The following is a 13,914-nucleotide window of genomic DNA, read 5'->3' on the forward strand; positions in this document are numbered from 1 at the left end:
TTTACTTATGATATTGACGATGATGATTGATCATGAACGCCCGATAGACCTGTTCTAAAACAAGGATCCTTGTCATTAAATGCGTAAACGTTAGATCGGATAATTTCCAACGAAAATCCGCCCGGTCGATCAAAGCTTGCGAAGGACCTAATGATCCCGCAATCACAAAGACCAGATGTGCCCCTTGATCTTGCCACCCTTGCATTTTATGAGCAAAATCAATACTATCCAACATCTTCCCCTTCAGATCCAAAAGAATCACCCAATCCGAAGGTTTGATCTTGTCTAAGACACGCAAACCTTCCTTCTCTTTGATCAATTCCACTTCTTTATCCCGATCGGTATGCACATTCGGTTCATCTTTTACTTCTACGATCTCCATGGTATCAAACGAGGATAAACGCTTTATATATTCTTTCTGTAATTGTTGCAGACTACGATCTTTATTCTTGCCAATGGCAATCAGACGCATTAAATTTGCGCCTCTGCCGGGAATTGACGAGTCAAAGCCACAACATCTTCACGTACACGCTTTGCATAGTCTTCATCATCGTGATCCAAAACATCGACGATCCAATGAATGACTTTTTCAAATTCCGCTTCTTTGAAACCACGAGACGTCATGGCAGCCGCACCAATACGTAAACCAGAAGTCACAAATGGTTTTTCCGTTTCAAATGGAATGGTATTTTTATTCACGGTAATACCAGCCAGATCCAATAGATATTCACCCCGTTTACCAGTCATACCTTTCGAACCTTTTAGATCCACCAACAACAAATGATTGTCACTACCACCAGAAACCAAACGATAACCCGCATCCTGGAAGCCTTTGACCATGACTTGTACATTCTTCAACGTTTGTTCCATATAAGTCTTAAAACCTGGCTGCATCGCTTCATATAAACATACACCCTTAGCCGCAATGACATGTTCCAATGGTCCTCCTTGTAGACCTGGGAAAATGGATGAATTTAATTTCTTACCAAATTCTTCTTTGCAGAAAACCATACCACCACGAGGGCCACGCAAAGTTTTATGGGTCGTTGTTGTTACAAAATCCGCATATGGAATCGGGCTTGGATGCAGTCCACACGCAACCAATCCGGCAATATGAGCCATATCCACCATCAAATAGGCACCACATTTATGGGCGATTTCACCAAAACGCTCAAAATCAATGATTCGTGGATACGCAGACGCACCCGCTACGATCAATTTTGGTTTGATGACCATGGCCATGTGCTCCAATTCATCATAATCAATTCGTTCTGTTTCTTTATTCACATTGTATTCAATGAAATGATAAAGTTTCCCTGAAAAATTGACACTGGAACCATGCGTTAAATGACCACCCGATGTTAGATTCATTCCCATCACAATATCACCGGGTTGTAGGATCGTATTGTATACAGCCATATTGGCTTGTGCCCCTGAATGCGGCTGTACATTCACAAATTCGGCACCAAATAATTTCATGGCACGATCTTTCGTTAATTGTTCAGCTTTGTCCACATTGACACAACCACCATAATAACGATGACCTGGCAACCCTTCCGCATATTTATTGGTCAATACCGAACCCTGCGCTTGCCGAACTTCTCTGGATACGAAATTTTCACTCGCAATCAATTCTACATTGTCCAATTGTCGTTGTTCTTCTTGGGCAATGATATCAAACATTTCATTATCTCTCATTGAAATGACCTCCGTTTTATGAATATTATAACTGATTCCCCTACTTCTGTCTTTACCTTTCCATGAAAGAAATCGTTTTTTTCAGTTGTTAAAAAAATTTAAATTTCATTTAAAGTAAATGGGTGTAATATATCCTACATATGAATCAACAAATGAAAAAAATTCTTATCGTCCTGCTCTGTCTTGTATTGGTCATTGGCATTGGTTTGATCCGCTATCTCGATTATCAAAACAATGCGATCGTTGTATGCATTGATGCCGGACATGGAGGTTATGATACCGGCGCCATTGCGGCAGATGGCACCTATGAAAAAGCACTCACCCTTGCCTATGCCAAACAAATTGGCAAATACATCGAAGCGTCGGATGAAAATATTCGCGTTGTCTATACCCGAACCTCCGATACGGTTTCGTGGCCATCAAACGTATCCAAAGACTTGAAAGCGCGTGTAAAGATTGCCAAAGAACAAGAAGCCGACTATTATATATCCATCCATTTTAATTCGGCCGATGCCTCAGCCTATGGCTATACGGCCTATGTCAAAAGCAGTGACAAAGCATCCAAAGCCATCTATAAGACAATGGCAGAGAATCTATCGCAATCCGGTTGGGAATATGATCGTGGCATCGAAACCACCACCAATTATCCATTGTATGTCGTGGATCAGTTATCCATTCCATCCATGTTGATCGAGGTGGGATTTATCACCAATGAAAACGAACTGGAAGACCTAGAACAAGCCACCTATCGCAAAACCATTTGTAAAGACATTGCGAATGCCTATATTTCCTATATACAAAAACAATCAGATGACTAAAATAACGTCATCTGATTTTCTTCATCCAATCCTTCGGTCACACCCATGCTATCCATGGTCTTTAATAATGAATTCGATAATTGGGTTCGATTGATAAGATCCTCTTTGGATAAGAACGGACGCTCCTTTCGTGCTTTAACAATGGAACGACCCACATTGGCTCCCAAACCATCCAAAGCCGTAAAAGGTGGAATGATGCTCTTTTCATCTTCTGGATCTTGAATAAAGTCTGTCGCGTCACTGCGAGTGATGCTCATATTGGAAAACCGATATCCTCGACAAAACATTTCCAATGCCAATTCCAAGGTCGAATAGATATCTCGATCTTTTTTTGTCACTTCTTTGGGCGCTTCTTTTTCTTTTTTCTTGATTTCCGTCATTTTCTGACGAATGGCCTGTTCCCCACTGATCATAGTCGCAATATCATAGGCATCACAACGAATACTAAAGAACATACAATAATACGCAATCGGACGATGTACCTTGAACCACGCAATGCGCACCGCCATCATGACATAGGCCACCGCATGGGCTTTTGGGAACATGTACTTGATCTTCAAACAAGACTCAATGAACCAATCCGGCACGTTACATGCCTTCATCTCCTTGATCCATTCTTCTTTCAAGCCTTTGCCCTTACGCACAAACTCCATGATCTGGAAGGCCAATTTTGGCTTCATGCCATACCCCATCAATTCGACCATGATATCATCACGACAACCAATGACCTCACTTAATTTGCACGTTCCGGCATCAATCAAAGCTTCGGCATTGCCAAGCCATACATCGGTACCATGACTCAAACCGGAAATAGTGACCAACTCCGAAAAGGTCGTTGGTCGAGTCTTTTCCAAGATTCCTCGTACAAAGGGTGTACCAAATTCAGGAATCCCCGCCGCACCGGTGATTTGATCATATCGCGTCGTATCAATATGCAACGAATCAACGGAACTAAAAATAGCCATGGTCGCCTGATCATTCATCGGTAATGTCGTGACATCGATGCCAGTTATGTTTTCTAACATTTTCATCGCCGTTGGATCCACATGACCTAAAATATCAAATTTCAAGATATTATCATGGATCTGATGGAAATCAAAATGCGTAGTCAACCAAGTCGCATGCGGATCATTGGCCGGATATTGAACTGGCGTAAAATCATGAATATCCATATCTTCAGGCACCACGATGATACCGGCTGGATGCTGCCCTGTCGTTCGTTTGACACCTTCACAACTCTTGGCCAGATCGACTCGTTTGACATCCGAAAACGGTTCGATCTCCATCTCTTCTTCGTATCCTTTGACATATCCATACGCGGTCTTTTCGGCTACCGTACCGACAGTTCCAGCTCGAAAGGCATGATCGGCACCAAATACTTCCTTACAATAATTATGTGCAACCGGCTGATAATCACCACTAAAATTCAAATCAATATCCGGAACTTTATCGCCTTCGAAACCTAAGAAAGTCTCAAAGGGGATATCTTGGCCATCCCCTTTCATGGGATGATGACAAACTGGACATTCTTTATCGGGCAGATCAAATCCGGAACTGACCGTACCTTCTTCTAAGAATTCATAATGATGACAATGTGGACAATAATAATGCGGGATCAATGGATTGACTTCCGTAATTCCCGACATTGTTGCCGCAAACGAAGACCCGACCGATCCTCGCGAACCAACAATATATCCATCATCATTACTTTTTTTGACCAATAAATGAGAAATATAGTAAACCACATAATAGCCATGGCCAATGATACTATCCAATTCACGTGTCAATCGTTTGTCTACAATTTCCGGCAATTGTTCTCCATACATCGCATGAGCGGTTTGAAAACAAATCTTGCGTAATTTCTCATCCGATCCTTCAATTTCTGGTGGATACAATTTATCATGAATGGGAAAGATCTCATCACAACTTTCCTTTAATCGTTTCGGATTGACGATCACATATTGATACGCTTTTTCTTCACCCAGCCAACTCATTTCCTTTAACATTTCATCGGTTGTACGCAAATGTTGATTCGGGGCCGAAGACATCTTCCGAGCTTGTGTATTATAAACATACAATGGATGTCGTTGCCCACCAATGGCTTTCGCATTGATATAGATATCGCGAATCCGTTTGTCATGCGGCTCAACATAATGGGCATCGCTCGAAGCAAGGATTGGAATATCCATCGCCTCTGCTTTATCCATGATAAAATGCAAGACTTTTTTCAGATCATCCACCGAATGAAGGGCATGTCGATCCAATAAATTCCGGTAACAATCCAAGGGCTGGATCTCCACATAATCATAAAAAGCCAAGGCCTTTTCTAATTCCGCTTCACTGCGTGTATGGGCCAAATCAAAAATTTCACCATTCTGGCAACTCGTACCAAAGAGCAAATTGCCCTTTTCATGATATTTTTGAAGTTCGTGTTTCACAATACGCGGATGCGCTAAACTCGTATTGGAATTTTTATTATAAGCTAAATACTTTGTATGGGACATGGTCACCAATTCAAATAATTCTTTTAGGCCTGCTTTATTTTTCGCAAAGACCGTAATATGACTGGGATGTTTTTTAAACCATTTATCTTCGCTTGGTATGTGTTCCAATGTATCCAATGTCGCATCGGGTCCCCATTCATTCCACATACAACAAAAACAACGACTCAAGACTTCCGCATCATAATCGGCACGATGGGCCCCTTCCCCATCATAGGCAACACCATAATGACGACAAACCGCACCTAAACGATAACCTTTCATATCCATCATCAATTGTGCCAATGGCAACGTATCGATCATCGGATTGGTCATTTCTGGTTTGCCACAAGCACGACAAGCCGCATTCATAAATCCCAAATCAAAAGAACCATTATGTGCAACTAAAACGGCATCTCCGATCCAATCCAATAATTCATCCAATACTTGATCGATGGGTTTCGCATTTTCCACGTCTCTTTGCGTGATATGCGTTAAATTTGAAATATCGGCTGGAATAGCCATTTGGGGATTGATAAATAATTGTTTTCGATCCACCACTTCACGATTGACCATCTTTACCGCACCAAATTCAATGATCTTATCCAATCGCTGTGATAAACCAGTTGTTTCTAAGTCAAAAGAGACAATGGTCGTTTGTTCCAAGGATCGATGATCATTATTGGTCACCACTTGAAAATGGGTATCGACCATATTCATTTCACAGCCATACAACATCTGAAACGAACGATTGGGATCTTGTTTCATCAAAGCTTCTACTTTATGCTGGGCAAAAGGAAAAGCTTGCACGACATCGTGATCACATACGCCAATAGCTTCCATGCCCCAGTCATAGGCGGTTTGAATATAATCTTCAATGGCAGCAACACCATCCATTTCACTAAAGTTGGAATGGACATGCCATTCGATTCGTTTTTCTTTGGCTGTATCTTCTCTTTTTTTAGCGGGGATGGCTTCCAATTTTGAAATCATAAAACTATCACATTGGGAATAATTGTCATAGACAACTTCGCCCGTCAAGCGTACGGTCTGCCCATTTTTGACGGCATTGATCTCATCGATCGAACAGCGTTTTCCTTCAAAACGTTTGGCAACGATCGCATCTTGATAATCACTGATATACAGTTCTTGTAACGTTCGTTTGGATTTCAATACCCGATTTTCAACCGAAAAGATATGCCCTTCTATCGCTACATTGTGCATACCGACACGCAAATCACCAATCGATGAAGCAATCACATCTTTGATGTATTTATTTTTAGGCGTCGAAACAACCGGTTTTTCTATTTTTGGCAAAGCCATCTCTTTGGTTTCGATTTCTTCTTCCTCTTCGCTCAATCGACAGACAAATTCCATCACAATGCCAAATGTGGCCAACTCGTTTTCTAAGGATGGCAAGCCTCGTTTGAGCTGGGCCAAACGACTTTCATCATGGGTCGCAAAACAAACGACATCCTTTTCCATAAAAGGATGCAAATACCAAAAAGCTTGGTATTCATGATGACTGGCAACAATGCGTTCCACATAAAGATCGAGATCACTCATGGCACATACCGGATCTTTGGCTTGAATGTGGAGCGTAATATCGGTATGTAAGGCTACTTTCAATTCATGACACGTTTGTCGATACACCTCAAAAGGCAAGACTTGTTCCACTTGGATCGATAGTTCCAAACAATTCTGGATGGCATGATAGATTGGCGGTTGAAAGCTTTGGGCTTTTTCAAAATAGGACAAACAATCTGGGGACAAATATTTTTCTAACAGTTCATACATATCGGACATGATCTGCCTCTACTTCGCCATTTTTTCAAAGGCATCTTTGGCTGCTTTTTGTTCGGCTTTTTTCTTGGTTCCGGATGTTCCTTTTCCTAATAAAATATCATCCAAGTAGACTCCCATGGTAAATGTTGGCGCATTGCTTGGACCCGTTTCCTCTAATAAACGATATTGAATGGTCTTGCGACTATCGGCTTGGATCACTTCTTGAAGATGCGTCTTATAATCGGTCACATCTTCACTTTTGGGTTGGGAAAATTCTGGTTTCATCACTTTTGTCAGAATTTCATCACAAACCGCATAGCCTTGATCCAAATAGATAGCCCCAATACAAGCTTCAAATTGATCAGCCATGATCGAACGACGGCGGCGACCTCCCGTTTTGATCTCACCAACACCTAAGCGTAAGAATTCATACCATCCCAATTGATCATTTAATTTAGCCAAAGTCGCTTCACAAACCGTTTGCGCTCGTAATGTGGTCATTTGGCCTTCATGCAGTTTTGGCTGCATATGGATCAATTGATCCGAGCTCCATATCTGCAAAACGGCATCTCCCATGAATTCCAATCGTTCATTATTATCAATGGGATCGTTGGCATGTTCATTCGCATAGCTCGAATGCGTACATGCTTCCAAATATAATTCTTCATTCTTGGTTTCATAGCCTTGGCTATGCATCCATTCACTCAATGTCTTCATGGGTTCCTCCTTCTAGATCCCTTCGTACACAATCGGGTACAAAGGCTGAAATATCTAAATGATATCGTAACAATTCACGTACATTGGAACTGGAACAAAACATATGTTCCGGTTTTGTGAAAAGGCAAATGGTTTCCAAATGATCATCGATGGATCGATTCATGGTTGCCATGTTTAGTTCATATTCAAAATCTTGGCTGTTGCGCATGCCTCGAATCAAATATTTCGCATGCACCGATTGAGCCGCATCAACGGTCAATCCTTTTTGAATGCGACAAGAAACGTTGGGATATGCCATACAAGCTTGTTTTAGCCAAGCTAGACGTCTTTCCGCACTAAAGACTTGATGTTTTTCTGAATTTGGTGCCACAAAGACATACAAATGATCAAAGAGCGTACTGGCTCGTTCAATCAGATCCATATGACCCTTGGTGACCGGATCAAAGGCACCACAAAAAATGGCTGTTGGCATGCTCATTTCTCCTTTCGATAATAGGTAATTTTCGTATTGCGATACGATTTTGTTTTCCAAATCACAAAATCAACAATTTGATGGGGAAAGTCATCTTTTTCATCACTTTCCACCACAATGATCGATGTATCTTTTAGTAATTGATGTTGACGCAATTGTTCAATCAACAATGCATTTTTTTGTTTGGCATAGGGTGGATCGATATAGATCAAATCAAACGGCTGACTCAATCGATCCAATACGGAAAAGATATCTCCACGAATGATCTGACACTGTGCTTCCACTTGCAACAAGGCAACATTTTTTTTGATGGTCTGAATGGCTTTGATGTTTTTATCCACACAAACTGCTTCATCCATTCCGCGTGATAAAGCTTCTAAAGCCATATTGCCTGTTCCACTGTAACAATCTAAAAAACGCCCACCATCAAATTGATTGCCTAAGCTTGAAAAAATGGCGCCTTTTACTTTATCAGCCGTAGGACGGGTGCCTTGGCCAGGTACACTTTCCAAACGGCGCGAACCATATTTCCCACTAACGATCCTCATCGATGCATCTCCTTGACACGAATATAGCCAATACAGCTTTGACAAATTCCCAACGCCATACAAACCGACATCAAACTGGATCCACCACTGGAAATAAATAATAAAGGAACACCGGTAAATGGCATCAATGCCGTCACACCTCCAACGTTTAAGAAAAAGTGCATAAAAATATAGGTGGCTGTTCCCCCCAGAATGACCTTATAAGCGAGATCATTGGTTCGAAACGCATAATACAACAAGCGACCTAATAATAAGATATACATAAGAATGATCAGACCCAATCCGATGATACCGGTTTCTTCCAAGACAACGGCCAAGATATAATCGTTATCAGCTTGGGTCAAATAGCCGTATTTCCGACTGGATTCGCCCAATCCTTTCCCAATCACATTGGAAGAGCCAATCGCATAAAGAGAGTTGGCGGGCTGATACCCTTCTCCATAGATATCATTGTAGGGATTCTTCGCATTTTCAATTCGTGTAGCCACATGCGAAAAAGGGGTCTTGGCAATGATATTGGTTCCGAGGTCCGTGACAAAAAAGAGGCCTACTCCCAATACGACCAACACCAACAAAGCGGCAATGATGCGATTCTGTGTTTTCTTCAATACCGGAAAGGTCGGGATTTCCACACAAACCAGATAGGTCATGATCAATATGGACAATGTTCCTAAATCTTTTTGAAGGATCAATTCAATGGCGAATAAAGCAATCATGAGATTGGGCACTTTAAAAAGATCGTTAAAAGAGCGTAAGAGTTCTTTTTCTTTTTTGGTTCGATTAATGGCATTGGCTGCCAATAAGACCATAAAGGGTTTCACAAATTCAGCGGGTTGAATGGAAAAGCTTCCCAAGCGGATCCAGGCATGCGAGCCACCCGAGGCACTGAATAAGAAAGGAAGCAACATCAAGCCGAGGAAAAACACCGACAAGAGTGGTTGCAGACGATTAAATAAACGAAAAGAAAAATAGCGAAAAAATATATACATGATGACCAAACTAATGCCGCAAAACATGCACTGATGGGCAATCGTTCGCCAAACGATGTTGGCATCGGATGTTGTTTGACCTACATCCGTAGAAACGATCATGATACTGCCAAAAACCATTAAAGCGACAACCAACCAAGTCAATCGTCGATCCATGGCGATTTTACGAATTCGAGCCATACATCCTCCTTCAGTAACAATCATTCTAACATATTTGGACATGCCTCGTTCAAATAAATTGTCAGGAAGACAAATTTGCTTTAGAATAAGGACGAAGGTGAGAAGATGAAACTAACAATGGAAGATATCATCTTGGATTCCGATCCAAGAATACGTGAAAAAAGCCTACCGGTCGATCTGCCCCTGTCGGATGAAGATCGACAACTGCTTCAAGCCATGTTGCAGTATGTAAAGGATTCGCAAGATGAAGAAATAGCCCAAGCGGAAGGATTACAACCTGCCGTTGGCATTGCTGCGATTCAATTGGGTATTCCCAAACAATTACTGGCCGTGGTCGTTCCCGAAGAAGATGGTATCCATGAAGTGGCATTGGCCAATCCCAAGATCATTTCCGAATCCGTGCAAAATGGATACTTAAATGGTGGTGAAGGTTGTCTATCGGTCAAAGAAGAGCATCCCGGCCATGTCTACCGTCATGCACGAATTAAAGTGCGTGGTTATGATCTGGTCCAGGATAAAAAGACCGTTATTTCGGCCAATGGTTATTTTGCGATTGCCCTCCAACATGAAATTGATCATTTATCTGGCATATTATTTTATGATCGAATTGATCCAAATGATCCTTGGAAGGCAGATCCAGAAGCAGAAGTCATTTAATTCTGCTTTTTTTTCGGCTATACTTGGTATAAAATTAATACAAAAGAAAGAGGTCAACATGCCAAAACTACAAGATTATAATAATCGGCATGCGATCAATCGAAAGACATATTCTGTAGAAAAAAACGACACTTTGATCTATGCCCTTGGTGGCTTGGGCGAAGTCGGTAAGAACATGTACTGCTTCGAACATGACAATGAAATTTGTATCATTGATTGTGGCGTTTTATTTCCAGACGATGATTTGCTCGGTGTCGACTATGTCATCCCTGATTATCATCATTTGATTCGCATGAATAAAAAACACAAGATTTTAGTGATCACCCATGGTCACGAAGATCATATTGGAGGAATTCCCTTTTTATTAAAACAAGTAAAGATCGATGCGATCTATGCGCCTCGGTTTGCGAAAGCTTTGATATTAAAAAAACTCAATGAACACAAAGGTTTGGAACACACCAAGATCATTGAAGTCAATGAAGACTCGAATATTCAAACGAAATATTTCCAAATTGGCTTTTTTAATACGATTCATTCCATTCCCGATTCGTTGGGCGTCTTGATCAACACGCCAAATGGTCGTGTGGTGGAAACCGGTGATTTCAAGTTTGATTTCACACCAGTGGGTACGAATGCTGACTATCAAAAAATGGCCTTTATTGGTGCAAGCCAACCGGATTTATTAATGAGTGACTCGACCAATTCGGGAGTAGAAGAAATGTCTATTTCGGAACGTGTTGTTGCCAAAGAAGTATTGGACATCATGCGCAACAATACAGAGAGTCGTTTGATCGTCGCAACATTTGCATCCAATGTGTATCGGGTCGCGCAAATTATGGAAGCTGCGGTCAAGTGTCATCGAAAGGTGATCGTCTTTGGTCGAAGCATGGAAAATGTCGTTGATATTGGTCGTAAGATGGGTACGATCAAGATTAAAAATTCGCAAATGTTGAAACCAGAAGAACTGGCTCATACACCAGATGATAAGGTTTGTATTATTTGTACAGGATCGCAAGGAGAGCCATTGGCTGCCTTAAGCCGCATTGCGAATGGAACCCATAAACATATTCACTTAAAACCAGGAGATACGATTGTTTTCTCTTCGAATCCCATTCCGGGTAATGAAGACAGTGTCAATCGAGTGGTCGATAACTTATTTAGAGCTGGTGCAAAAGTTTTAACCAAATCCATTTTGAATAACTTGCATACAACAGGCCATGCTTCGCAAAAGGAACAAAAATTGATGATCCAATTGATCAAGCCAAAGTATTTCATGCCTGTGCATGGTGAATTTAAGATGTTGATGCACCACCGTCAAACAGCCATCGATACGGGCATCCCACCAGAAAACACGTTTATTTGTGCCAATGGTGATATCTTGATCTTACGAGATCATCAAGTCTTACCAAGCAATTGGCGATTCCAGGGGGATGATATCTATGTGGATGGCAATGATGTTTCGGGTCTTTCCACTGCCGTCTTAAAAGATCGCCGGATCTTAGCGGAAAATGGTATGGTTGCTGTCGTGATCGCAATCGATTCCAAAACCAATACCTTATTGGCACCCCCTGTGATCTTGTCACGTGGTTTTGTGTTCATCAAAGATTCACAAGGATTGATGAAAGAAGCAAGTTTTATCGTTGGAAAATCTTTGCAGGAACAAATGAAAGAAAAAACCACATTTGGTGAATTAAAGAATTGTGTGCGTTCGACATTGGAGCCGTTCTTATATAAGAAGACCCATCGAAATCCAATCGTGATCCCAGTAATCATCAATTCCAGAAAGACCATGGAAGAATTGGCGAAGAAACGCAAATCGCACCGTTCAAAACCGAGAGAAAAAGTGAAAGAAGATTAGCTATGATCTTCTTTTTTTGATAGAATCGATGGATAGGAGGTGGAATCCATGCATCGTTGGCAAAAACGTCTTTTGGCCATCATCGTTGTTTTATTGGTGATCGTCATTGGTTTTGATGTTTCTTTATATCATGCCATTCAATATGAACCCAGTGAATTAGCTGTGAATTATCGAACCATAAAAGATGATAGAATTCCTACTTCCATGAAGGATGTATCCATTCTCTATTTTACTGATCTACAATATGGCTCATTTGAAAACAAAGAACGATGTGATCGTGTGTTTTCCCAAATCAAAGAATTAAATCCCGATATTCTGATCTTTGGCGGCGATGTATTGGACACGAATACGACCTTTGATACGAAAACACAAAACTATATTTTAAAGAAATTTAAGGAGATCCAAGCTCCACTAGGTAAATTTGCGGTTTGGGGCGAAAAGGATCAAAGCCATAAAGCTGAATTAAAGAAGATCTATAAAAAAGCCCAAGTTGAAGTGTTAGATAATCGTCAAGTCAGCTTGTATAATGGGAGCTCTTCAGGGATTCGTTTCATTGGTCTATCCAATACAAATGGGATTTCCAGTGCAACACAAAAACTATCTTCCAAAACCTTTAATCTATTGGTTTGTCACAAACCAGACATTTTGGTCGATAGTTCGTTGGCTTCCAAACATATTTCTTTGGCATGGGCTGGCCATTCCCATGGCACCCAGATTACCTTCCCTTTATTGGGTCCCTATAAAACGGTATCAGGGGCATCAAAATTAAATCGAAGTCATGCCACCAATTTAAGTTTTGACTATGATATTTCCACTGGAGTGGGTTGTACCAATTTGGATGTTCGTTATGGAGCCAAACCAGAAATTAATTATTATATATTGAAGAAATAGATAAAATAGCTTATGATATGGACTGTCAAGACAGGGGTGTCCACCAGGACTGAGATGCAGTGCGATCCCTTATGACCTGATCTAGGTAATACTAGCGTAGGGAGTCTTAAAGTCTTTAAGTTCCTTGCGCCTCAATGGAGGTGTTTTTTTTATGAAAGATTTATCAGTGAAAGATCTTGTTTTGATGGCATTTTATGTAGCCCTATTTATGGTATTGGATATGTTTATCAATACCTTGGGTTTCTTACAAATGCCACAAGGTGGTAGCCTTGGTGTTTCTACCATCGCTTTATTATTGGCTAGCTATCATTTAGGATGGAAGAAAGGTACAGTCGTTGCGATCGTCAGTGTATTCTGCCAATTCGTGACTGGAAGGATGTATCTATTGGGCTTTACCCAATTCTTATTGGATTACTTCATTGCCTTTAGCGTATATGGTTTGGCTTGTTTATTTCCCAATTATAAATACTTTTATTCCGGGGTATTGATCACCAATCTCATTCGTTTTCTTTCTTCAACCATTAGTGGGGTTGTCTTCTATAAGACCACATGGATGGGATCCATTATTTATCAAGCCTGGTACATGGTACCAACAACCATTATTGGTTTGATCTTGGTTCCTTTATTGATGGAATCATTAGCACCACGTATAAAAAAAGCATAATGACGCAGAGCAATCTGCGTTTTTTTCATGGATGAATTGTCAAATTAAGTGCAACACGATGTATGTGAGTCTATTTCGTTCATAACTTCATTTGGTGTCTTATAGCCAAGGCACTTTCGTGGCCGATTATTCATCAGTTCAAGATTATGCTTTAGCT

General features: G+C 40.9%; 12 protein-coding genes, 1 pseudogene and 1 riboswitch. Of the genes and pseudogenes, 5 read left to right on the top strand and 8 right to left on the bottom strand.

Annotation, left to right across the window (positions count from 1 at the left end; genetic code table 11):
• Window position 1: 1 nt before the first annotated feature.
• Window positions 2-472 carry a 23S rRNA (pseudouridine(1915)-N(3))-methyltransferase RlmH gene (locus tag MOZ64_RS08240; RefSeq protein ID WP_320326083.1) on the bottom strand — a complete coding sequence of 157 codons (471 nt, stop codon included), beginning with the start codon at window positions 470-472 and terminating at the stop codon, window positions 2-4.
• Complete coding sequence (glyA, locus tag MOZ64_RS08245; protein ID WP_320326084.1) at window positions 472-1,698, bottom strand: serine hydroxymethyltransferase; 1,227 nt, start codon at window positions 1,696-1,698, stop codon at window positions 472-474. The genes MOZ64_RS08240 and glyA overlap by 1 nt, the downstream gene beginning before the upstream one ends.
• A gap of 152 nt (window positions 1,699-1,850) precedes the next feature.
• Here glyA and MOZ64_RS08250 point away from each other — a divergent pair, with 152 nt between their 5' ends.
• The gene (locus tag MOZ64_RS08250) at window positions 1,851-2,516 is read left to right on the top strand and encodes an N-acetylmuramoyl-L-alanine amidase (protein WP_320326085.1); all 666 of its coding nucleotides are present in this window, start codon (window positions 1,851-1,853) and stop codon (window positions 2,514-2,516) included.
• Here MOZ64_RS08250 and MOZ64_RS08255 read toward each other — a convergent pair.
• From MOZ64_RS08255 to MOZ64_RS08275, 5 genes are read right to left on the bottom strand one after another with little or no spacing between them, the layout of a single operon-like run.
• The gene (locus tag MOZ64_RS08255; RefSeq protein WP_320326086.1) at window positions 2,513-6,802 is read right to left on the bottom strand and encodes a PolC-type DNA polymerase III; all 4,290 of its coding nucleotides are present in this window, start codon (window positions 6,800-6,802) and stop codon (window positions 2,513-2,515) included. The genes MOZ64_RS08250 and MOZ64_RS08255 overlap by 4 nt on opposite strands.
• A 9-nt stretch (window positions 6,803-6,811) precedes the next feature.
• Window positions 6,812-7,498 (bottom strand): ribonuclease III, encoded by a 687-nt coding sequence (rnc, locus tag MOZ64_RS08260; RefSeq protein ID WP_320326087.1) that lies wholly within the window; start codon window positions 7,496-7,498, stop codon window positions 6,812-6,814.
• The gene (coaD, locus tag MOZ64_RS08265) at window positions 7,482-7,970 is read right to left on the bottom strand and encodes a pantetheine-phosphate adenylyltransferase (RefSeq protein ID WP_320326088.1); all 489 of its coding nucleotides are present in this window, start codon (window positions 7,968-7,970) and stop codon (window positions 7,482-7,484) included. The genes rnc and coaD overlap by 17 nt, the downstream gene beginning before the upstream one ends.
• A gap of 2 nt (window positions 7,971-7,972) precedes the next feature.
• A complete protein-coding gene (gene rsmD / locus MOZ64_RS08270) occupies window positions 7,973-8,518 on the bottom strand; it encodes a 16S rRNA (guanine(966)-N(2))-methyltransferase RsmD (RefSeq protein ID WP_320326089.1) in 546 nt (181 codons plus the stop codon).
• Entirely contained in the window at window positions 8,515-9,687 is a 1,173-nt protein-coding gene (locus tag MOZ64_RS08275) for an FtsW/RodA/SpoVE family cell cycle protein (protein ID WP_320326090.1), read from the bottom strand. The genes rsmD and MOZ64_RS08275 overlap by 4 nt, the downstream gene beginning before the upstream one ends.
• A gap of 105 nt (window positions 9,688-9,792) precedes the next feature.
• On the opposite strand from MOZ64_RS08275, the gene def reads away from it, so the two are divergent.
• The 4 genes from def (at window position 9,793) to MOZ64_RS08295 (ending at window position 13,757) form a co-directional block, all read left to right on the top strand.
• Window positions 9,793-10,344 carry a peptide deformylase gene (gene def, locus MOZ64_RS08280; protein ID WP_320326091.1) on the top strand — a complete coding sequence of 184 codons (552 nt, stop codon included), beginning with the start codon at window positions 9,793-9,795 and terminating at the stop codon, window positions 10,342-10,344.
• A gap of 58 nt (window positions 10,345-10,402) precedes the next feature.
• Window positions 10,403-12,202 carry a ribonuclease J gene (locus MOZ64_RS08285; RefSeq protein WP_320326092.1) on the top strand — a complete coding sequence of 600 codons (1,800 nt, stop codon included), beginning with the start codon at window positions 10,403-10,405 and terminating at the stop codon, window positions 12,200-12,202.
• Window positions 12,203-12,250: 48 nt separating this feature from the next.
• The gene (locus MOZ64_RS08290) at window positions 12,251-13,093 is read left to right on the top strand and encodes a metallophosphoesterase (protein WP_320326093.1); all 843 of its coding nucleotides are present in this window, start codon (window positions 12,251-12,253) and stop codon (window positions 13,091-13,093) included.
• Window positions 13,094-13,115: 22 nt separating this feature from the next.
• Window positions 13,116-13,213, top strand: a riboswitch (TPP riboswitch).
• 31 nt (window positions 13,214-13,244) lie between these two features.
• Window positions 13,245-13,757: an energy-coupled thiamine transporter ThiT gene (locus MOZ64_RS08295; RefSeq protein ID WP_320326094.1), complete on the top strand. Its 513-nt coding sequence runs from the start codon at window positions 13,245-13,247 to the stop codon at window positions 13,755-13,757.
• A 44-nt stretch (window positions 13,758-13,801) separates the two neighbouring features.
• On the opposite strand, the pseudogene MOZ64_RS11650 reads toward MOZ64_RS08295, so the two are convergent.
• Window positions 13,802-13,914: pseudogene (locus MOZ64_RS11650) on the bottom strand (IS30 family transposase); the annotation flags it as partial.

Source organism: Absicoccus intestinalis (genome assembly GCF_033971885.1).
Taxonomy (GTDB): Bacteria; Bacillota_I; Bacilli_A; order Erysipelotrichales; family Erysipelotrichaceae; genus Absicoccus; species Absicoccus intestinalis.